The 21,275-nt window shown below is 62.7% G+C and carries 20 protein-coding genes; 6 read left to right on the top strand and 14 right to left on the bottom strand.

Annotated features, from left to right (window positions below; all coding sequences use genetic code 11):
• Nucleotides 1-26 precede the first annotated feature (26 nt).
• Nucleotides 27-584: an SH3 domain-containing protein gene (locus NLY37_RS26835; RefSeq protein ID WP_023669569.1), complete on the top strand. Its 558-nt coding sequence runs from the start codon at nucleotides 27-29 to the stop codon at nucleotides 582-584.
• Nucleotides 585-597: 13 nt separating this feature from the next.
• Here the strand turns inward: NLY37_RS26835 and NLY37_RS26830 are convergent, their stop codons facing one another.
• Together NLY37_RS26830 and irrA are read right to left on the bottom strand one after the other, a co-directional pair.
• The gene (locus NLY37_RS26830; RefSeq protein WP_023669568.1) at nucleotides 598-957 is read right to left on the bottom strand and encodes a DUF4260 domain-containing protein; all 360 of its coding nucleotides are present in this window, start codon (nucleotides 955-957) and stop codon (nucleotides 598-600) included.
• A 10-nt stretch (nucleotides 958-967) separates the two neighbouring features.
• The gene (gene irrA, locus NLY37_RS26825) at nucleotides 968-1,399 is read right to left on the bottom strand and encodes an iron response transcriptional regulator IrrA (RefSeq protein ID WP_031193300.1); all 432 of its coding nucleotides are present in this window, start codon (nucleotides 1,397-1,399) and stop codon (nucleotides 968-970) included.
• 343 nt (nucleotides 1,400-1,742) lie between these two features.
• Between irrA and fabA the strand changes: the two genes are divergently transcribed.
• The 4 genes from fabA (at nucleotide 1,743) to NLY37_RS26805 (ending at nucleotide 6,182) form a co-directional block, all read left to right on the top strand.
• On the top strand, nucleotides 1,743-2,258 hold the full coding sequence (gene fabA / locus NLY37_RS26820) for a 3-hydroxyacyl-[acyl-carrier-protein] dehydratase FabA (protein ID WP_023669566.1): 516 nt from the start codon (nucleotides 1,743-1,745) through the stop codon (nucleotides 2,256-2,258).
• 122 nt (nucleotides 2,259-2,380) lie between these two features.
• A complete protein-coding gene (fabB, locus tag NLY37_RS26815; protein WP_023682004.1) occupies nucleotides 2,381-3,601 on the top strand; it encodes a beta-ketoacyl-ACP synthase I in 1,221 nt (406 codons plus the stop codon).
• Nucleotides 3,602-3,634: 33 nt separating this feature from the next.
• Nucleotides 3,635-4,447: an enoyl-ACP reductase FabI gene (gene fabI, locus NLY37_RS26810; RefSeq protein WP_023669564.1), complete on the top strand. Its 813-nt coding sequence runs from the start codon at nucleotides 3,635-3,637 to the stop codon at nucleotides 4,445-4,447.
• A 181-nt stretch (nucleotides 4,448-4,628) separates the two neighbouring features.
• Nucleotides 4,629-6,182, top strand: coding sequence for a putative bifunctional diguanylate cyclase/phosphodiesterase (locus NLY37_RS26805; RefSeq protein ID WP_023669563.1), 1,554 nt, complete (start codon nucleotides 4,629-4,631; stop codon nucleotides 6,180-6,182).
• Between the two features lie 16 nt (nucleotides 6,183-6,198).
• Here the strand turns inward: NLY37_RS26805 and NLY37_RS26800 are convergent, their stop codons facing one another.
• From NLY37_RS26800 to rimP, 10 genes are all read right to left on the bottom strand, one after another.
• Nucleotides 6,199-7,212 (bottom strand): class I SAM-dependent methyltransferase, encoded by a 1,014-nt coding sequence (locus tag NLY37_RS26800; protein WP_023715304.1) that lies wholly within the window; start codon nucleotides 7,210-7,212, stop codon nucleotides 6,199-6,201.
• Between the two features lie 85 nt (nucleotides 7,213-7,297).
• A complete protein-coding gene (gene pnp, locus NLY37_RS26795) occupies nucleotides 7,298-9,445 on the bottom strand; it encodes a polyribonucleotide nucleotidyltransferase (RefSeq protein WP_023682005.1) in 2,148 nt (715 codons plus the stop codon).
• Nucleotides 9,446-9,723: 278 nt separating this feature from the next.
• Nucleotides 9,724-10,098, bottom strand: a complete 375-nt coding sequence (gene rpsO / locus NLY37_RS26790; RefSeq protein WP_280790898.1) for a 30S ribosomal protein S15 — start codon at nucleotides 10,096-10,098, stop codon at nucleotides 9,724-9,726.
• Nucleotides 10,099-10,193: 95 nt separating this feature from the next.
• Entirely contained in the window at nucleotides 10,194-11,288 is a 1,095-nt protein-coding gene (corA, locus tag NLY37_RS26785) for a magnesium/cobalt transporter CorA (protein ID WP_023682006.1), read from the bottom strand.
• Nucleotides 11,289-11,332: 44 nt separating this feature from the next.
• Nucleotides 11,333-12,304: a tRNA pseudouridine(55) synthase TruB gene (gene truB, locus NLY37_RS26780; RefSeq protein WP_023740763.1), complete on the bottom strand. Its 972-nt coding sequence runs from the start codon at nucleotides 12,302-12,304 to the stop codon at nucleotides 11,333-11,335.
• Nucleotides 12,304-12,723, bottom strand: coding sequence for a 30S ribosome-binding factor RbfA (gene rbfA / locus NLY37_RS26775; RefSeq protein ID WP_023669558.1), 420 nt, complete (start codon nucleotides 12,721-12,723; stop codon nucleotides 12,304-12,306). The genes truB and rbfA overlap by 1 nt, the downstream gene beginning before the upstream one ends.
• A 161-nt stretch (nucleotides 12,724-12,884) precedes the next feature.
• Entirely contained in the window at nucleotides 12,885-15,449 is a 2,565-nt protein-coding gene (gene infB, locus NLY37_RS26770) for a translation initiation factor IF-2 (protein WP_023740764.1), read from the bottom strand.
• On the bottom strand, nucleotides 15,446-16,096 hold the full coding sequence (locus NLY37_RS26765) for an RNA-binding protein (RefSeq protein WP_023669556.1): 651 nt from the start codon (nucleotides 16,094-16,096) through the stop codon (nucleotides 15,446-15,448). The genes infB and NLY37_RS26765 overlap by 4 nt, the downstream gene beginning before the upstream one ends.
• A 38-nt stretch (nucleotides 16,097-16,134) precedes the next feature.
• A complete protein-coding gene (gene nusA / locus NLY37_RS26760) occupies nucleotides 16,135-17,730 on the bottom strand; it encodes a transcription termination factor NusA (protein ID WP_023669555.1) in 1,596 nt (531 codons plus the stop codon).
• 47 nt (nucleotides 17,731-17,777) lie between these two features.
• The gene (gene rimP, locus NLY37_RS26755) at nucleotides 17,778-18,422 is read right to left on the bottom strand and encodes a ribosome maturation factor RimP (RefSeq protein WP_023669554.1); all 645 of its coding nucleotides are present in this window, start codon (nucleotides 18,420-18,422) and stop codon (nucleotides 17,778-17,780) included.
• Between the two features lie 333 nt (nucleotides 18,423-18,755).
• Between rimP and NLY37_RS26750 the strand changes: the two genes are divergently transcribed.
• Complete coding sequence (locus NLY37_RS26750; protein ID WP_023669553.1) at nucleotides 18,756-18,920, top strand: hypothetical protein; 165 nt, start codon at nucleotides 18,756-18,758, stop codon at nucleotides 18,918-18,920.
• 42 nt (nucleotides 18,921-18,962) lie between these two features.
• On the opposite strand, the gene trmB is transcribed toward NLY37_RS26750, so the two are convergent.
• Both trmB and metK read right to left on the bottom strand, forming a co-directional pair.
• Nucleotides 18,963-19,664 carry a tRNA (guanine(46)-N(7))-methyltransferase TrmB gene (trmB, locus tag NLY37_RS26745; protein WP_023740765.1) on the bottom strand — a complete coding sequence of 234 codons (702 nt, stop codon included), beginning with the start codon at nucleotides 19,662-19,664 and terminating at the stop codon, nucleotides 18,963-18,965.
• Between the two features lie 139 nt (nucleotides 19,665-19,803).
• Nucleotides 19,804-21,069: a methionine adenosyltransferase gene (metK, locus tag NLY37_RS26740; RefSeq protein ID WP_023669551.1), complete on the bottom strand. Its 1,266-nt coding sequence runs from the start codon at nucleotides 21,067-21,069 to the stop codon at nucleotides 19,804-19,806.
• Between the last annotated feature and the right edge of the window lie 206 nt (nucleotides 21,070-21,275).

Raw genomic sequence — 21,275 nt, 5'->3', positions numbered from 1 at the left:
AAGGGCACGCGCCGAAAGGAATGAAAGTGTCTGGTTTCGCGTCGCTTCGCCTGATCCTCAGCGCAGCGCTTCTCGGCGCTCTCCTGCATTCCCCGCAAGCCGCGGCGCAAGGTGCCGCCGCACCTGTGCAGACGGTCACGCTCGGGCCGAGCGGCCTGCCGCTGCCGCGTTTCGTCAGCCTGAAATCGGCTCGCGTCAACTCGCGCGTTGGCCCCGGCGCCAACTATTCCGTCGACTGGATGTACACAAAGGCCGGCCTGCCGATGGAAATCATCCAGGAATTCGATACCTGGCGGCGGGTGCGCGATGCCGATGGCTCGGAGGGTTGGATCAACCAGTCGCTGCTGTCCGGCCGCCGGACCGCGATCGTCGCCCCTTGGCAACGCACCAAAGGTGGCCGAATCAATCTGCTCGACGATGCCGATAAGGACGCCAGCGTCATCGCCATCATCGAGCCGGGCGTTACGGGCACGATCAAAACCTGCGATGGCCAGTGGTGCGAAATGACCTTCGACGGCCACACCGGCTGGATCGCCCAGTCGCAGGTGTGGGGCGCCTATCCCGGCGAGCACGTCAAGAATTGAGATTGCTGGAGGCCTAACGGCCGATACGGCCGAGATGGGTGTCCTGAAAACCGGTCGACAGTTTGAGACCGTAGCCGAGCGCGCGGTCGACGGCGATGTGGATGATCCAGATCAGACCAATCGCGGTCGCCGTCGAATTGGCCAGAACATATCCGGCGAGCGCCAGCAACAGCGGGACGATCAATATGTGCAAGGCATTGTAAGCGACAGCGCCGATCCGTGCCCCGGCGAGATAGCCCAGCATCGACAGGTCTGGCGCCAGGATAAGCAGGGCGAACAGCCACCAGGAAACGCCTGACGCGGCATAGGCGACTATAGCCACGACCGCGACCGCAACCCACTCGAGCCGGATTGCAAAATCGACAGGTTTCACGGGTTGGGGCTTAAACGCTGCGTTTCGGGCGCAGCCTCACCACGATGTCGACATTGGCGATCTCCATGCCTGCGGGTGGCTCCGGCAGGTTGGAGACGGTCACCGGACCGCTTTCTATATCGAAGATCCTGTTTTCGCCTTCGATGTAAAAATGATGGTGATCGGAGGTGTTGGTGTCGAAATAGGTCTTGGACCCCTCGACCGCCAGGATGCGCAGCAGGCCGGCCTGGGTGAACTGGTGAAGCGCGTTGTAGACGGTGGCGAGCGAGACCGGCACGCCGGCGGCGACCGCCTCTTCATGCAGTTCCTCGGCCGAAAGGTGGCGGTCGCCCTTGGCAAACAGCAGATCGGCCAGCGCAATGCGTTGGCGTGTCGGCCTAAGGCCGGCTTCGCGAACCCGCTTGTCCACAGCGACATTTTCCTTCCGGCCGCCCAGATCCATCTATCCGTCCAAGCCCACAGTTCTGCCTCAAGACACGCCCAGAGTGGCGAAAAAACGTCATCAACCGAAACTGGATACCTCCCGACATATATTCTGTTGGCGGAATACGATCAATAGAGCGACGTGCGTCCAGTTGGACGCACTAAGTGCGCTCTATCGCTTTTTGGCGTCGCATCGTGCTTTCCGGAATCGAGATCGATTTCGGGCCGATGCGAGAGCGCGCATTGACCCGGGCAGACGGGCGGGTTAAGCGCAAACGCCGGTTTCCGGACCGAAAGGGATTGTGTTAGGAAACCAACGACAAGGGCGCCCCACCGCCCGGGACATTATGGGGACGAGACATATGGCGGGTTCGAAATCCAGCTACGGTTATGAGGAATTGCTTGCCTGCGCCCGCGGCGAGCTGTTTGGGCCCGGCAACGCCCAGCTGCCCTATCCGCCGATGCTGATGTTCGACCGCATCACCGAGATCAGCGAGACCGGCGGCGCCCACGACAAGGGCTTCATCCGCGCCGAATTCGACATCAAGCCGGACCTGTGGTTTTTCGCCTGCCATTTCATCGGCAATCCGATCATGCCGGGGTGCCTGGGCCTCGACGCCATGTGGCAATTGACGGGTTTCTACCTCGGCTGGCTCGGCGAGCCGGGCAAGGGAATGGCGCTGTCGACCGGCGAAGTGAAGTTCAAGGGGATGGTGACGCCTTCGGTCAAGAAAGTGGAATACGGCATCGATTTCAAGCGCGTCATGCGCGGACGCCTGGTTCTCGGCATCGCCGATGGCTGGCTTAAAGCCGACGGCGAACCCATATACGCGGCGACAGACCTCAAAGTGGGGCTGTCCAAGCAATCGGCCGCCTGACCGGCGCCACTGCAGCAGGGCGTTCCCGGACGCGCAACGACGCTGCGGCATTTTGGTTTTGCGTATGATCGCCGGCGAAAACCGACTAGGGTTTCGGGATCATCCGCTGGAAGGAGTTGCGAATGAGAAGGGTCGTCGTCACAGGCCTCGGCATCGTATCGTCGATCGGCAACAACGCCAACGAGGTGCAATCCTCGCTCCACGATGCCAAATCAGGCATCAGCTTCTCCGATTCCTTCGCCGAACACGGGTTCCGCTGCCAGGTCTGGGGCGCGCCGACGCTCGACCCGACCCCTATGATCGACCGGCGCGCCATGCGCTTCCTGAGCCAGGGCGCGGCCTGGAACCATGTCGCGATGGACCAGGCGATCGCCGACGCCGGGCTTGGCGAAAGCGACATCACCAATGAGCGCACCGGCATTGTCATGGGCTCGGGTGGCCCCTCGACCCGCACCATCGTCGAGGCTGCCGAGACCACGCTCAAGAACAACAGCCCCAAGCGCATCGGTCCGTTCGCGGTGCCGAAGGCGATGTCGTCGACCGCGTCGGCGACGCTCGCCACCTGGTTCAAGATCCACGGCGTCAACTATTCGATCTCGTCGGCCTGCTCGACCTCGGCGCATTGCATCGGCAACGCCTACGAACTGATCCAGTGGGGCAAGCAGGATGTGATGTTTGCCGGCGGCCATGAGGACCTCGACTGGACGATGTCGGACCTGTTCGATGCCATGGGGGCGATGTCGTCGAAGTATAACGACAAGGCGTCAACAGCTTCCCGCGCGTATGACGCCAATCGCGATGGCTTCGTCATCGCGGGCGGCGCGGGCGTCCTCATCCTGGAGGAGCTCGAACACGCCAAGGCGCGCGGCGCCAAGATCTACGCTGAGATCGTCGGCTATGGCGCGACGTCGGACGGTTACGACATGGTGGCGCCGTCGGGCGAAGGCGCGGTGCGCTGCATGCGCCAGGCTCTAGCGACGGTGTCCGCGCCGGTCGACTACATCAACACCCACGGCACCTCGACGCCGGTCGGCGATTCCCGGGAAATGGGCGCCATCCGAGAGGTGTTCGGCGACAAGATGCCGTTCATCACCTCGACCAAGTCGCTGACCGGCCATTCCCTTGGTGCCGCCGGCGTACAGGAATCGATCTACTCGATCCTGATGATGCAAGGCGGCTTCATCGGCGAGAGCGCCCATATCGAAAACCTCGATCCCGAATTCGAGGGCATGCCGATCGTGCGCAAGCGCATCGACGACGCCAGGATCGACACGGTTTTGTCCAACTCGTTCGGCTTCGGTGGCACCAACGCAACGCTGATTTTCCAGCGCTATTCCGCATAAGGCCAGCGTTTTTTTGTAGGGGGATTGCCGGCCATGGACGGACTGATGAAGGGCAAGCGCGGGCTTGTCATGGGCGTCGCCAACGATCATTCGATCGCCTGGGGCATCGCCAGGAAATTGTCCGAACACGGAGCGGAGCTTGCCTTCACCTATCAGGGCGACGCATTCGGGCGCCGCGTCAAGCCGCTTGCCGAGAAGCTTGGCGCGTCTCTGGTGGTGCCCTGTGACGTCGAGGACAGCGCATCGGTCGCCGCCACCTTCGAGACGCTCGGCAAGGAATGGGGCGGGCTCGACTTCGTCGTCCACGCCATCGGCTTTTCCGACAAGAACGAGCTCAAAGGGCTCTACGCCGACACCAGCCGCGACAATTTCGTCCGCACCATGGTCATCTCCTGCTACTCCTTCACCGAGGTCGCCCGCCATGCCGCCCCGCTGATGAGCGAAGGCGGCGCGATGATCACGCTGACCTATGCCGGCTCTGTCCGCGTCATGCCGAACTACAACGTCATGGGCGTCGCCAAGGCCGGGCTGGAAGCCAGCGTGCGCTATCTCGCCAACGATTATGGCCCGCGCGGCATCCGGGTGAACGGCATATCGGCGGGACCGGTGCGTACTTTGGCCGGCGCCGGAATCTCGGACGCCCGCCACATGTACTCCTACCAGCAGCGCAACTCGCCGCTGCGCCGCACGGTGACCATCGACGAGGTCGGCGGCTCGGCGCTCTATCTTTTGTCCGACCTCTCGTCAGGCGTCACCGGCGAAATCCATTATGTGGATTCCGGCTATCACATCGTGTCGATGCCAACCCTGGATGAGTTGAAGCAGACCGACAGCGTACGCGATTAACTCACCAGTAAAATTAGATGCATCGGCGGAAACTCATTTTAAGGAGATATCCGCTAGAAGTCTTATGGGCTTGGGCTCTGCGCGTTCTTGCTGGGCGCAAAGGATGCTTTAGCCTTTATGAATTTGCTTGATATTTCCGAAAGTCGAGTTGATTTCGGGATCATGCGACAGGGACTGAGCAATGCCTGCTGTCAGCAACCCGAAGCGAACACCTGTGTTCCGGCTGCTCACCGTCGCCAGTTCGGGCCTTGGCAGTTTCATCCTTGGGCTTTGGGGCCTCCGGCATGGTTTCGGGGACGGCTTTGCCGGCATGCAGGCGGAAACCATGATCGGCATCGCGTCGGCGCTATGCGCGCTGGCCGCCGCCGGTGCTGCCTTGTCCTTCTTCGCCGGCGTCGATGAATCGGTGGACTACGTTTTCAACGAAACCCATTTTGACAAGCTGACCGGGCTTTTTGCGCGGCCGGCGATGGTCGGCAGGATTGCCGACGCGGCGTCCGCGACGATCAGGACCGGTGAGCCGGTGTTCCTCATCGACATCGACATCGACCGCTTCAAGCAGATCAACGACGCCATCGGCTACAGCCATGGCGACGAACTGATCCGCGGCTTCACCAAGCGGTTGAAGGCCTGCATGCCCGAAGGCGCGGTGATGGGGCGCATCGGCGCCGGCGAGTTCGCTATCCTTGTCTGGGAACACCAACTCCAAAGGTCCATGGAAAGCACCGTCGAAACCATGATCGAGGAGATGCTGAAGCCGTACCAGCTCGATTCCCACCTGCAGTCGGTCGGCCTGTCGGTCGGCATCGTGGCGATGCCAAAGGATGGCGTCGATCCGGTCCTCATCCTGCGCCGCTCCAACCTGGCGCTGCAGAATGCCCGCGCCGGCGGCGTGGGCAACTGGTCGGTCTTCCATTCCGACATGGGCCAGGTCGCCGACTACCGCCACTGGATCGAATCCGAACTGCACATCGCCTTCGTCCGTGGCGATTTCGACCTTCACTACCAGCCGCAGCTCGACCTGCCGACCGGCCGTATCGTCGGCTACGAGGCGCTGATCCGCTGGAAGCACCCGGAACGCGGCATGATCCCGCCGATGGAATTCATTCCGATCGCCGAAGAGACCGGCATGATCCACCCGATCGGCAATTGGGTGCTGAACAAGGCCTGCAGCGATGCCCGTCATTTGCCCGAGGACTGCTTCGTTGCCGTCAACATCTCGCCGGTCCAGTTCATGACCAAGGATTTCGTCGGCATCGTGCGCGATACGATGGCCAGCACCGGCATCAAGCCGTCGCGGCTGGAGCTCGAAGTGACCGAGACGGCGATGATGCAGGACCGCGACCGCGCCGCCACCATCCTGCAGCAGCTTGCCGACATGGGCATTTCGGTGGCCGTCGACGATTTCGGCACCGGCTATTCCAATCTCAGCTACCTGATCGACTTCGCCTTCGGCAAGCTGAAGATCGACCGCTCCTTCGTCAGCCGCATCGACACCGATTCGAATTCGGGCGCCGTCGTCTCTACCATCGTCGGCCTGTCGCGGGCGCTCGGCGTCGGCATCATCGCCGAAGGCGTCGAGACCGAGAACCAGGCGACGCTTTTGCGAGCAGCTGGTTGCGAGATGGTGCAGGGCTATCTGTTCGGCAGGCCGGCGCCGCTCAAGATCAAGCCTGGCGATATCAGACCGACCATTCCCGTCCACGAGCCGGCGCGCATCGTCAGCATGCATTGAGGCGACCGGCACCGTCCTATCGGCGCGCGGAGAAAACCTTGAACATGCCGTCGCGGGCGAGCTCGGCATGGCTGGAGAAGACGGCCTTCAGAACCGGTTCGTAAGGCAGCTGACGGTTCGCCACCATGAACAGCCGCCCGCCCGGCTTCAGCGCCTTGCCCGCCGCCTGGATCATGCCGGCGCCGATTTCCGGCTCGGCCGCCCGGCTGCGATGGAAGGGCGGGTTCATGACGATGGCATCATAGCGCCGCTCGACCGGCTCGCTCAGCAGATCGGTCCAAAAGAAGCCGGGCTCGAAGCCTGTCTGGCCGATATTGCCCTTGGCCGCCTCAAGCGCGTCGAAATCCGCTTCGTAAAGGTCGAGCCCCGTTATACCGGATGAACGTGCCGCGACCTCGGCGGCGACATAACCCCAGCCGGCGCAGAAATCAGCAATGTTGCCGCGCAGGTCTTTGGGCAGGTTGTCGACCAGAAGTTTCGAGCCGGCGTCGATCCGGTCGAAGGAGAACATGCCCGGCGCAGTGCGGAAGCGGTCCTCTACGACCAAGGCAGGATTGGCGACGCGCAGTTTTTCCGCAGGCGCCAGATCGACCGGACGGCGAAGCCAGAAGGCGATGCCGTGATATTTCGGCAGATGCCCTTCGATGGGGACAAGCTCGTCGATGCGCTTGCGCAGGCTGGCGATGCCTTCGTCCTTACCGCCGGCGACAATGATCAGACCGCCCGGCGTGACGCGTTCGATCGCCTCGGCAATACGCATCTCGTTTAGCCCACGATGGCGGCCGGCAAGCACGAGCGCTGCATCGAATGCATCGCCTTCCGAGCGGGGCGTTACCTTGTGACCGGCACGCTCCAGCGCTCGGAGATGCGGCCGGAAACCCTGTGCAAGATGGAGCTCTGCCTCGAAGCCTTCCGGCAAGCGGAAGCCGGGCTCCGCACCCAGGAACAACACACGCTCGCCCTTTTGCGGCAGAGGGAGCCCCTCGGCCTCGAAGGGATGGAACAGTGTCTTCAGCGGCTCAGCGGCCATTCTTCGATTCTCATGTCGTAGACGGGTATTGAACGAAAACGGGCGCGACATAAGCCGCGCCCGTTCAACTCTATTGTCAGACCACTCAGGCGGCGTTTTCTTCGCCTTCGGCCTTCTTGTCGCGGGCGATTTCCTTGCCGGTGGCCTGGTCGACGACCTTCATCGACAGGCGGACCTTGCCGCGCTCGTCGAAGCCCATCAGCTTGACCCAGACCTTGTCGCCTTCCTTGACGACGTCCGAGGTCTTGGCGACCCGGTCGTTGGCAAGCTGCGAGATGTGGACGAGGCCGTCACGCGGACCGAAGAAGTTGACGAAAGCGCCGAAGTCGGCGGTCTTGACGACCGTGCCTTCGTAGATTTCGCCGACTTCCGGCTCGGCGACGATGGTATGGATCCACTTCTTGGCCGCCTCGATCTCCTTGGCGTTCGACGAAGCGATCTTGACCGTGCCGTCGTCCTCGATGTTGATCTTTGCGCCGGTCTTCTCGACGATCTCACGGATAACCTTGCCGCCGGAGCCGATCACGTCGCGGATCTTGTCGGTCGGGATGTGCATAACCTCGATGCGCGGTGCGAACTCACCGAGTTCGGGGCGGGCGCCGGTCAGAGCATGCGCCATCTCGCTGAGGATATGCTGGCGGCCGTCCTTGGCCTGGTCCAGCGCGATCTTCATGATCTCCTCGGTGATGCCCTCGATCTTGATGTCCATCTGCAGCGAGGTGATGCCGCCTTCGGTACCGGCAACCTTGAAGTCCATGTCGCCGAGGTGATCTTCGTCACCCAGGATGTCGGACAGAACCGCGAAGCGCTCGCCTTCCTTGATCAGGCCCATCGCGATACCAGCAACCGGCTTGGCCAGCGGAACGCCGGCATCCATCAGCGCCAGCGATGTGCCGCAGACGGTGGCCATCGACGACGAACCGTTGGACTCGGTGATCTCCGAGACGACGCGCAGCGTGTAGGGGAACTGGTCCGCGCTCGGCAGCATCGGACGGATGGCGCGCCAGGCGAGCTTGCCGTGGCCGATTTCGCGGCGGCCCGGCGAACCCATGCGGCCGGTCTCGCCGACGGAGTAGGGAGGGAAGTTGTAGTGAAGGAGGAACTTCTCCTTGTACATACCGGTCAGCGAATCGACATACTGCTCGTCCTCGCCGGTGCCCAGCGTGGCAACGACCAGCGCCTGGGTCTCGCCGCGGGTGAACAGCGCCGAACCGTGCGTGCGCGGCAGGACGCCGACTTCCGAGACGATCTTGCGGACAGTCTTGAGGTCACGGCCATCGATGCGCGAACCGGTGTCGAGGATGTTCCAGCGCACGACCTTGGCCTGGAGTTCCTTGAACACCGAACCGATCTGCTCGGAGGTGTACTTGGCGTCTTCGCCTTCAGCCGGGGCAAACGCAGCCTTGACCTTCGCCTTGACGGCGTCGACGGCAGCGTAGCGCTTCTGCTTGTCGACGTTCTTGTAGGCATTGCTGAGCTCGTCGCCGACGATCTTCAGCATTTCGGCTTCAAGCGCGGAGTAGTCCGGCGCCGTGAAATCGCGCGGCTCCTTGGCGGCAACTTCGGCCAGCTTGATAATGGCGTCGATCACCGGCTGGAAGCCCCTGTGGCCGAACATGACGGCGCCGAGCATCAGCTCTTCGCCGAGTTCCTTGGCTTCGGACTCGACCATCAGCACGGCGTCGGCGGTGCCGGCGACAATGAGGTCGAGCCTGGATTCCTGCATCTCATCGACATGCGGGTTGAGCACGTATTCGCCGTTGATGTAGCCGACTCGGGCGCCGCCGATCGGGCCCATAAAGGGAACGCCCGACAGCGTCAAAGCGGCCGAGGTGGCGACGATCGACAGGATATCGGGATCGTTCTCGAGGTCATGCTGGACGACGGTGACGACGATCTGGGTGTCGTTCTTGTAGCCGTCGGCGAAGAGCGGGCGGATCGGGCGGTCGATCAGGCGGGAAACCAGCGTTTCCTTTTCGCTCGGACGTCCCTCGCGCTTGAAGTAGCCGCCGGGGATCTTGCCGGCGGCGTAGGTCTTTTCCTGGTAGTTGACGGTCAGCGGGAAGAAATCGAGGCCTGGCTTCGGCTCCTTCATCGAAACGACGGTGGCGAGAACCTTGGTTTCGCCGTAGGTCGCAAGCACCGCGCCGTCAGCCTGACGTGCGATCTTGCCGGTTTCCAGGATGAGCGGACGGCCGCCCCATTCGATTTCCACTTTGTGGTAGTTGAACATATCTTGTCCTTAATAAGCGGAAAGGGCCGCGCCGTTTCACGGTGCGCGGATGCCCTTTCCCTGGCTTCCTTTCTCGGGCAGCCACGGGCAAGACAACGGGAAGCTCGGGTAGATTTCGGCACTGGTTAGCGCACGAGCGTCCTGCAATCCTGCCCCATGACCGTCCATGGGCGGTTTCGAGTGGCCTCTGCGCGCTCGAAACCGGGTCTAGCCAATCGATGCGACTGGCAGAATGCGCGACCGGCGGGCTCTCCTTCGAAAGCCCGCCGGTCAATTCGTCAACGGCGCAGACCGAGCTTCTCGATCAACGTCTGATAGCGCGCGTCATCCTTGCGCTTGAGATAATCAAGCAGGCTGCGGCGCTGGGAGACGAGAGCGAGCAGACCACGGCGGGAATGGTTATCCTTCTTGTGGTCCTTGAAGTGGTCGGTCAGGTTCTTGATGCGCTCGGAAAGGATGGCCACCTGGACTTCCGGAGACCCGGTATCGCCCTTGGCGGTTGCGAATTCACCCATCAATTCCTGTTTGCGCTCGGCAGTAATCGACATCGTGTTTTTCCTTATCTGTTTGAGGAAACGGGTCGCCCTCAGCCGGGATGTCGTCCAGCAGGGGCCGGTGCAAGCAAAGCGACATGGCGCGATGCTGCGGCGCATATAGGGCAATTCCCCGGAAAACACCAGCCCATTCATAAAGCCGGCTTGTCGCAGCCCTTTGCTCGGGAATCCAGGATTCCCCTGACACCGAAACCTTACAGCCACTTCTTGCTTTTGAAGAAGACGATCAGCCCGACAGCAACGGCCAGCATGAACAGCAGCGAAGCCGGGTAGCCATAGTAGGCTTTCAGTTCCGGCATGTTCCACGGCGAGCTCTCGGGATCGAAATTCATCCCCCAGATACCGACCAGGAAGGTTAGCGGCATGAAAATCACCGAGACGATGGTGAGATAAGAGATCACATCGTTGGTGCGTGCCTGGCTCAGCGACAAATGCATTTCGATCAAGCCGGTCAGCATATCACGCTGGTTCTCGACCAGCTCGATCAGCCGCAATGCGTGGTCGAGCGTGTCGTTGAAGAAGATTTTCGTCTCCGGCTTCACATAGGGCACGTCGTTGCGGATCAGCGTCGCCAGCGCGTCGCGCATCGGCCACAGCACGCCCTTGAGCACATTGGCGTCGCGCCGCAATTCGTGCAGCTGGCGCATCTGATGCTTGTGAGGCGTGTTGAGCATCTCGTCCTCGATGCCATCGACCTCCTCGCTAGCGGCCTCAATCGGCGGGAAATAGCTGTCGACGATGGAGTCGATGAGCGCATAGGCCAGATAGTCGGCGCCGCGCATCCGCAAGCGGTTGGGCAACGCTGCCGCGATGCGCTTGCGTACGGGGTCGAACGGATCGCCTTCGCGCTCCTGGAAGGTGACGACGAATTTCTTGCCGAAGAACACCGCGATCTGCTCATAGCGATGCACCTTGACGTCGTCGATCATGCGCATGACGACGAAGGCGTGGTCCTCGAAGAAGTCGACCTTCGGCCGCTGGCCGGTGTTGACGACATCTTCAAGAGCCAGTGGATGCAGGTTGAAGATCCGGCCGATCTCCTCGATCAGCTGGATGTTGGCGAGGCCGGTGCAGTCCAACCAGACGACCGGCCAGTTGTCGCAATGGGTGTTGAGATCGTCGATGCTGGCATCGTTGATGGTCTTGAATTTTTCAGGCGAAATCAGCGTCAGCCGCAGCTCGGACCGTCGCGCCGCCGGATCGGCGATCAGCGTGCCGGGCGAGGCGCCAACCGGCGGCCGGCGCGTTGTCACCGGCGCCCGCTTCTTCACCGCCTCAGCCTTTGCCATGTGCCCCTCGGATGTGACGTCGACGTAAGACTAGACGAGAGTGGTCAGCCGACAAAGACCCGCTTCGGCTTGAACATGCCTTGCTCGATGGCGCCGATGGCGACAAGCTTGCCGCGCGCGGTGGCGCAGGCTTCCTCGGCTTCCACGGGCGCGTCGCGGCCGCGGATGATGATGGGATTGCCAAGGCGGATCTTGGTCGCCGCTTCGTCGCTGATGGCGATCTGGGGCAGGCAGTCGAGCGCGGCAGCCGTGTCGACAAGCAGCGCATCGATGGCGCCGAAGTCGATCGGCGCATCGGCAACATCGGCGTCGCCCTCTCCGTCAGCTTCGCGCTGTTCGCCGAAACGGGCGACTTCCAGTTCGGCGAGGGTGACGAAATCCTCCTGGGTGAACGGCTCGACCTCGACCCGGCGCAATTCGGCGATATGACCGAAGCAGCCGAGGTCGCGGCCCATGTCGCGGGCCAGCGAGCGCACATAGGTGCCCTTGCCGCATTCGACCTCGAACAAAGTGTGGTCGGCAGCGTGCTCGACGATGTCCAGACGGCCGATCTCGATCTCGCGCGCGGGGATGTCGACCGCCTCGCCCCCACGGGCGAGATCGTAGGCGCGTTCGCCTGATATCTTGATGGCCGAGAATTGCGGCGGTGTCTGCATGATGACGCCGGTGTAGTTCGGCAGCAGCGCCCTGACGTCGTTTTCCGCCGGACGGCGGTCGGAACTTTGCGTCACCGGGCCTTCGAGATCGTCGGTCGAACGCTCCTCGCCCCAAGCGACGGTGAACCGGTAGATTTTGGCGCCGTCCTGCACATAAGGCACGGTCTTGGTTGCCTCGCCCAGCGCGATCGGCAGCATGCCAGAGGCCAGCGGGTCGAGTGTGCCGGCATGGCCGGCCTTTTCGGCCTGGAAAAGCCATTTGATCTTGGAGACGGCTTCGGTCGAACCCATGCCAACCGGCTTATCCAGCACCACCCAGCCGGAGATCGGCCGGCCCTTCCTCTTGCCGCGGCGCCCCACTATTTCTCGTCCTTGTCGTTGTCTTCGCCATCGGCACCCAAGTCTCGCGCGACTTCGGGCGATTTCAGCAAATCGTTGATCCTGGCGAAATTGTCGAAGGACGTATCGAGCTTGAAGCGGAACTCCGGCATGAACTTCATCTGGCGGAGCGCGCCGGAGACGCGGCCACGGACGAACTTCGCATGCTTGTTGAGCGCGTCGATGACCGCACCTGTGTCCTTGGCGCCGAGCGGCGAAACGAAGGCCGTTGCGACCCTCAGATCAGTGGACATGCGCACTTCCGAGACCGAAACCACGGTGTTCTCGATCAGCGGGTCGATAATCTCGCCGCGCTGCAAGGTTTCCGACAGCGCATGGCGCACCTGTTCGGCGACGCGAAGCATGCGCTGGGATGGGCTGGAGGCGGTTGGACGGGGCATTTTTCTCAATCCGGAAAGCGTGAGGCGCGGGATGGGACCGTGCCGCCATGTCTCATATTTGTTCTATGCATGTCGTTTATCCCGCACTTTTGGGCGACAGGCATTAAAGTTAGGGCGGCGGTCTTTCGACCACCGCCCGGTCGTATCGACAGTATACGAACTCAGAGCGTCCGGGTCACCATCTCGACGCGGAAGCACTCGATGATGTCGCCGACGCGCATGTCCTCGTAGTTCTGGAAAGCCATGCCGCACTCCTGGCCGCCCGGAACTTCCGCGACTTCATCCTTGAAGCGCTTGAGGGTCTTCAGCGTACCTTCGTGGATGACGACGTTGTCGCGGATCAGGCGCACGCCCGCTCCACGCTCGACCTTGCCTTCGGTGACACGGCAGCCGGCGATCTTGCCGACCTTGGTGATGTCAAAGATCTCGAGGATCTCGGCATTACCGATGAAGGTCTCGCGGCGTTCCGGCGACAGCAGGCCGGAAAGTGCTGCCTTCACATCGTCGACGAGGTTGTAGATGATCGAGTAGTAGCGGATTTCGATGCCCGCGGCCGCCGCGGCCGCACGTGCCTGCACGTTGGCACGGACGTTGAAGCCGATGATCGCGGCCCCCGAGGTCTCCGCCAGCGACACGTCGCTTTCGGTGATGGCGCCGGCGCCGGCATGAACGATGCGCGCACGCACCTCGTCGGTGCCAAGCTTGTCGAGAGCGGCGTTGATCGCCTCGATCGAACCCTGCACGTCGCCCTTGATGACCAGCGGGAATTCCTTCAACCCGCTCGTCTGCAGCTGCGACATCATCTGTTCGAGCGAGCCGCGCTGGCCGGCATGGCGAGCCACTGCCTTCTCGCGCGCCAGACGCTGGCGATATTCGGTGATCTCGCGGGCGCGGGCCTCGTTGTTGACGACAGCGAAGCGGTCGCCGGCTTGCGGCGTGCCTTGCAGGCCGAGCACCTCGACCGGCATTGCCGGAGGAGCCTCCTTGATCTGCTCGCCACGGTCATTGACCAGCGCGCGCACCCGGCCCCATTCGTTGCCGGCGACGAGGATGTCGCCCGGCATCAAAGTGCCGGTCTGCACCAGTACGGTGGCGACGGGGCCACGGCCCTTGTCGAGCTGGGCTTCGATGACCACGCCCTCGGCGGTACGGTCCGGATTGGCCTTGAGGTCGAGGATTTCGGCCTGCAGCAGGATCGCTTCCAACAGCTTGTCGAGGTTGGTGCCCTTGGTCGCCGACACTTCGACGTCCAGCACTTCACCGCCCATCGATTCGACGAACACCTCATGGCGCAGCAGTTCCGACCGAACCTTCTGCGGATCGGCATCATGCTTGTCGATCTTGTTGATCGCCACGATGATCGGAACGCCGGCCGCCTTGGCATGGCTGATCGATTCGATGGTCTGCGGCATGACGCTGTCGTCGGCCGCCACCACCAGGATGGCGATGTCGGTCGCCTGAGCGCCGCGGGCGCGCATCGCCGTGAAGGCGGCGTGACCGGGCGTGTCGATGAAGGTGATCTTCTGACCGTTCTTCTCGACCTGGTAGGCGCCGATATGCTGGGTGATGCCGCCGGCTTCGCCGGAGACGACATTGGCATTGCGGATGGCGTCGAGCAGCGAGGTCTTGCCGTGGTCGACATGGCCCATGATGGTCACGACAGGCGGCCGCGACACCAGGTCCTCGGCATTGTCGGCAATGTTGAACAGGCCTTCCTCGATGTCGGACTCGGCGACGCGGCGGACCGTGTGGCCGAATTCGGTGGCGACCAGCTCGGCCGTGTCGGCGTCGATGATGTCGCCCGGCTTCAGGATCTGGCCCTGCTTCATGAAGTACTTAACCACATCGACGGCGCGCTCGGACATGCGCTGCGCCAGTTCCTGGACGGTGATGGTTTCAGGCAGGATCACTTCGCGCATAACCTTCTCGCGCGGCTCATTGTGCATCGCGCGCTTGAATTTTTCCTGGCGGCGACGCATCGACGACAGCGAGCGGGCGCGCGCGTCCTCGTCGGAAAGAGCCGTGTTGAGGGTCAGCTTGCCGCGACGACGGTCTTCCTCGGCCTTGGTCGGCTTGGCCGGGCGCGCCACTTCGGGCGTAACCGGACGGCGTACCGGGGCGCCGGCGGCGGTGCGCTTCGGCTTGACCTCTTCCTCATCGTCCGATGCCACAAGCTCGGCAGCCTGCGGCGCGCGGCGGCGCGCTTCTTCCTCGGCGCGGCGGCGGGACTCGGCCTCGGTCTGCAGGCGGGCTTCTTCCTCGGCCTGACGGCGCGCGGATTCCTCGCGCTCGCGCTTGCGGCGTTCCTCATCCTCGTTGCGGCGCTTGGCCTCTTCGATGGCGCGTTGGCGGTCTTCGACGTCGCGAACCTTGGAGCCTTCGAGCGCCCTGCGGCGCGCTTCCATTTCATTGCGCGACAGTTCGTTCAGCACCATGCCGCCGCGTTCGGCCGGGGGCGGCGGAGGCGGCGCCTTGGGCGCTTCCTGCACGACGGGGGCTGCCACTACCGCGGGCTTGGGCGTAAATACGGGTGCAGCCACCGGCTCCGGCTTGTCGCCGGGCATGGAGAATTTGCGCTTCTTGATCTCGACCTGGACCTGCTTGGTGCGGCCATGCGAGAAATTCTGTCGCACGACGCTCTGCTCGGTACCGGGGCGCTTCAGCGTCAAGGTCTTCTTCGGTGTAACACTCAACGTCTTATCGTCGCCCGATTTCGTATCGCTCATTCCATATCCTCTGCAGCATCATCTTCGTCAGCAACGGCCGCAAGCATTGCCAGATCGTCGGGGGTTCCGCCCCGATATCGGTCGAGCGCAACCATGCGCCTCTCAACCGCCTTGCCCGCGTCTCCCGCGAGAACGGCAGCATGTATCACATTTGTACCCCCCAATGCCAAGCTCAACTCGGCCTCGGAGAAAAGTTTGTAGGCAAGGACTGCAGGCCCGCCGAGGTGGACAGTTGCCCGCCGCGCCTGACTGATCTTGCGCACGCCATCGTCGGATGCCTCGGTCGCGTGGAGCACGAAAAGCGCCAACCCCGAGCGCACCGCGCTCTCGACCTTGGTTGCGCCGAGTGCGATCGAGCCAGCCTTGCGGGCAAGGCCAAGCATACCCAAAGCGGATCGTGCAAGCAGTCCGTCGACCATGCCGCCGAGATCGGGCGGCACGACGACCTGCGCCTTGAAGGCGCGGGCAAACAGGTTCTTCGCCGCCGCCTTGTCGATATGTAGGCGGTCGGCGCTCACCCAACAACCACGGCCGGGCAGATTTCTCTTCAGGTCAGGAACGACGGCCGAATCCGGGCCGACGACGAAACGGATCAGCTCATCCGGCTCGGCTTGCTTGCGCGTGACGATGCAGGTGCGATCGTTCATCTCGTCCTGGGGCGGGTTGTGTGCGATGCGGTTTCACCTCACGCACCAACGGCTTCGTCAGCCGGGACCTGTTCGGCTGCAAGCTCGTCTTCGGTGATCCAGCCGGCCTTGAGGCGGGCTGCCAGAACCATCTGCTCGGCGTCGGCGCGCGACACGCCGTGATTGGCCAGCACACCCGGGAATACCTTGGTCTCGCCGTCCTTGCGTTCCTTCCAGCCGGTCAGGTCGTCGGCGGCATAGCCGGCGAAATCCTCGATCGTCTTCACGCCATCCTCGCCGAGCGTCACCATCATGGCGGTGGTGACGCCAGGGATCTCGCGCAGTTCGTCGGTGACGCCCAGCGCCTTGCGCTTGTCGTCATGCTCGGCTTCGATCTTCTCCAGATATTCGCGGGCGCGGGTCTGGATCTCCGAAGCGGTGTCTTCGTCGAAACCGTCGATCGAGGCGATCTCGCCCGAATCGACATAGGCAACTTCCTCGACGCTGGTGAAGCCTTCGGAGGCCAACACCTGGCCGACCATCTCGTCGACATCAAGGGCTTCCATGAACAGCGACGAGCGTTCGACGAATTCCTTCTGGCGGCGCTCAGACTCCTCGGCCTCGGTCAGGATGTCGATGTCCCAGCCGGTGAGCTGCGAGGCAAGACGCACGTTCTGGCCGCGACGGCCGATGGCCAGCGACAGCTGGTCGTCGGGAACCACCACTTCGATGCGCTCGGCATCCTCGTCGAGCACCACCTTGGCGACTTCCGCCGGCTGCAGCGCGTTGACGATGAAGGAGGCGGCCGAAGGCGACCACGGAATGATGTCGATCTTTTCGCCCTGCAATTCGCCGACCACGGCCTGGACGCGGCTGCCGCGCATACCGACGCAGGCGCCGACCGGATCGATCGACGAGTCACGCGAAATGACGGCGATCTTAGCGCGCGAGCCTGGGTCGCGGGCGACCGACTTGATCTCGATGATGCCGTCATAGATTTCCGGCACTTCCATGGTGAAGAGCTTGGCCATGAACTGCGGATGGGTGCGCGACAGGAATATCTGCGGGCCGCGCTGTTCGCGGCGCACGTCGTAGACATAGGCGCGGACGCGGTCGCCGTACTTGTAGTTTTCACGCGGGATCAGCTCGTCGCGGCGGATAATCGCCTCGCCACGGCCGAGATCGACGATGACGTTGCCATATTCGACGCGCTTGACGGTGCCGTTGACGATCTCGCCGATGCGGTCCTTGTATTCGTCATACTGGCGGTCGCGCTCGGCCTCGCGCACTTTCTGCACGATGACCTGCTTGGCTGACTGGGCGGCGATGCGGCCGAAATCCATTGGCGGCAGCTGTTCGGCGATAAAGTCGCCAAGCTGGGCGTCCGGATTGCGCTCGCGGGCCGAGGAAATGGCGATCTGGGTGGCGTAGTCGTCGACCTTCTCGACCACTTCCATCAGCCGCTGCAGCTTCATCTCGCCGGTGTTGGCGTTGATGTCGGCGCGGATGTTGGTTTCCTGGCCGTAGCGCGAGCGCGCGGCCTTCTGGATCGCATCAGCCATGGCGGCAATGACGATCGACTTGTCGATCGACTTTTCACGCGCCACCGCGTCGGCGATCTGCAGCAGTTCAAGTCTGTTGGCGCTTACAACCATCTTATTTCTCCCGAGCTTGTTGCCGAGCTTTTAGGCCCGGCCGCTCATCATAGTTCCTGTTCGATTTCGTCTTCCGCGCCGCCTTCAGCACCTTCGGGTGCATCATCAGCTTCGCCGCGGCGTTTCTTGGCTTCCTTGCGTTCCCGGTTGTCCTTCGAAAGGGCATCGCGAATAAGGTCGTCGGTGAGGATCAGCCGCACATCGGCGATCGCGTCATAAGGAATGCGAACCGTCGGCTCTTCGCCGTAGGCGGCCTTGTCGCGCTCGAGCAGCATGTCGTCTTCGCCGGCTTCGGCGATCTTGCCCTTGAAGCGCTTGCGGTCGGCGACCGGCACCGAGGTTTCCATCTTCACCAGATGGCCGGTCCACGTGACGAAATCCGACTTGCGTACCAGCGGCCGGTCGATGCCCGGCGACGACACTTCGAGATGATAGGCCTTCTCGATCGGGTCATCGACGTCGAGCGCCGGCGACACAGCGCGGCTGACCTCTTCGCAATCCTCGACGGTCATGGTGCCGTCCTCGCGTTCGGCCATGATCTGCAGCGTCAGGCCGTTCTGGCCCGACAGATGCACCCGCACGAGGCGGAAGCCAATGCCTCGCAACACCGGCTGGACGATCAGCGCGATGCGCGCATCGATACCGCTTTCGCGGATGATGCGGTCGTCGGCTTCGCTTGCCGTTGCAGTCATGCGTTTCCTGTCGTTCTATGGATCAGGATGATCGTCGTCCCGAACCATCTCTTTGCTGATGGCTGACCGGCAGGTAATAAAAAAGAGCGGGACCGGGTGGACCCACTCTTCGTCATACCGACCAAGAATTTGAGGCTGATATAGACGATCCCGGCCAGTGTTTCAAGTCTGTTGAGGGGCCGCGCAGAGTGCAGCCGGCGATGGCTGGCCAGGATTGCGCGGGGCGCATCCCGGCTATGCGGTAACGGCCCTGTGATCCCGGATGTGACATCGCTATCTATGCTGCACTGCACAAACCAATATGAGCGCGCGGTGGCGCGAAAGGTCAAGACAATGAGCAACCGTACCGTGTTTTCCGCCATAGGCGACGCCTTCGCCCTGTTCGGCAGCGCCGTAGCCGCCTCGCGGGCCGTCGAAGCCGGCCGCAAGCCGCGCGCCAACGATCTGCGCCGGCTCGGCATGGACCCGACCGCTTTCGGCAAGATCGGCCGTTTCTGAAGCCAGACCGGCTGTCGATGCGGGACACTTTCCCGCATCGAACTATTTTCTGATGAAGGTGAGATAGGCCGGCCGTCGGCCCTCGCGAATGGCTTTCGCCTCGTAGCGTGTGCCCGGCCAGCCTTCATAGGGCCGATGCCAGTCGGCCCCATCTTGCGCCTGCCAGAGGAGCGCGCCATGCGCCCGGCAGTGCAACAAGGTCCAGTTCACATAGGTGTCGATGTCGGAGGCGAAGCGGAAGCTTCCGCCCGGCTTCAGCACGCGCTCGAACCGATCGAGGTTGAGCGGGCTGACAAAGCGCCGCTTCCAGTGCTTTTTCTTCGGCCAGGGATCGGGATAGAGCAGGTCGATGCCGTCGAGCGACGCCTGCGGCAGCCAGTCGAGCAGGCGCGTGGCGTCGTCGTCATAAACGCGAAGATTGGCAAGCGGCTTTTCCCGCACCGCCATCATCAGCTTGGCCATGCCGTTGACGAACGGCTCGACACCGATGAAGCCGGTCGCCGGTGCCTCCGTGGCACGGTGCAGCAGATGCTCACCGCCGCCGAAGCCGATTTCCAGCCGAACCGTTGAAACATCCGCTGAGAATAGCGCGCGCAATTCTGCCGGTGCCTGGACGGAGAGGTCGAGGCCATAGGCCCCAAGACCGCTTTCCAGCGCCGCCGCCTGCTGCGGGCGAATGGTCTTGCCGTGCCGGCGGCCGAAGAACCCTTCGGTCGCCCGGCTCCGCCTGTCCTGTGGATCCATGGCCTGGTCGCGCGCCGCGCTTAGATTGAGATGAGATTTGGGATTGAGATGAGATTTGGCTGAAATCTCATCTCAATCTAATCCTTTGTTGGAGCATGATCTTTTCCAAAAAACCGGTACCCACTTTTTGGAATCATGCCTAAGCAGCGATCGCGTCCTTGAGCGCCTTGGCCAGATCGGTCTTTTCCCAGGAGAAGGACCCGTCTCGGCCGGCCTTGCGGCCGAAATGGCCGTAGGACGAGGTCTTTGCGTAGATCGGCTTGTTGAGGTCGAGATGCCTGCGGATGCCGGATGGCGACAAATCCATCACCGTGCGCAGCGCTTCCTCGAGCTTGGCCTCGTCGACCTTGCCGGTGCCGTGCAGGTCGACATAGACCGACAGCGGCTGAGCAACGCCGATAGCGTAGGACAGCTGGATGGTGCAGCGGTCGGCGAGCTTGGCCGCCACTACATTTTTGGCGAGATAGCGCGCCGCGTAGGCGGCGGAGCGGTCGACCTTGGTGGTGTCCTTGCCGGAGAAGGCGCCGCCGCCGTGCGGGGCAGCACCACCGTAGGTGTCGACGATGATCTTGCGGCCGGTCAGGCCGGCGTCGCCGTCCGGCCCACCGATGACGAACTTGCCGGTCGGGTTGATGTACCACATGCAATCGTCGGCGATCTTGAGGTCGCCGAGCGCCTCACGGATGTAAGGCTCAACGACCTTGCGGACCTTCTTGGAATCCCAGGTCGCGTCGAGATGCTGCGTCGATAGCACGATCTGAGTCGCTTCGGCGGCCTTGCCATCGACATAGCGAACGGTGACCTGGCTCTTGGCGTCAGGCCCGAGCTTGCCGGCTTCGCCGTTGTTTTCGTGACGGGCAGCGGCGAGCAGTTCGAGAATCTTGTGGCTGTAATAGATCGGCGCCGGCATCAGGTCCGGGGTCTCGCGGCATGCATAGCCGAACATGATGCCCTGGTCGCCGGCACCCTCTTCGCCCTGGCGGTCGGCGGCGTTGTCGACTCCCTGGCCGATGTCGGGCGACTGGCCGTGCAGCAGAACCTCGATCTTTGCCGTCTTCCAGTGGAAGCCGGCCTGCTCGTAGCCGATTTCGCGGATCGCCTTGCGGGCGACCGACTTGAACTTGGCCGGGTTGACGACCGAATGCCCGGCGGCGTCCTTGAGGATGTTGCCGGCTTTGTCCCGCTTCAGCAGAGTATCGGGAACCCTTACTTCGCCGGCGATGACGACGCGGTTGGTGGTTGCGAGCGTCTCGCAGGCGACGCGGACTTTCCATGGGTCCATGCCGGTCTTCTTGGCCTCGCGATAGACCAGATCGACGATCTCGTCCGAGATGCGGTCACAGACTTTATCGGGATGACCCTCGGCCACGGATTCCGAGGTGAAGAAGTAGTTCTGCCGCGTCACGGGTGTCCCCTCTTGAAAAAACGATCGGCAGGGCTGCCGATTTTGGCGCGCCACGTGTTAACGGTGCCGGGCGCCGCTCGTCAAGCGGTGCCGCGGTTCTGGCATGAGTGCCGCAGCAATATATCTTGTACCACCGGCGGCTTGGCACCGCCGGCAGTCGAGCCTCTGGGCTACTCGGGCCCGGGGGATTACTGGGGCCAATGGGT

Origin of the sequence: Mesorhizobium sp. C395A, from assembly GCF_030323205.1 — a bacterium.
GTDB lineage: Bacteria > Pseudomonadota > Alphaproteobacteria > Rhizobiales > Rhizobiaceae > Mesorhizobium.
Note: the sequence above shows the minus strand (reverse complement) of the source record. Positions and strands in the feature narration are given on the sequence as shown.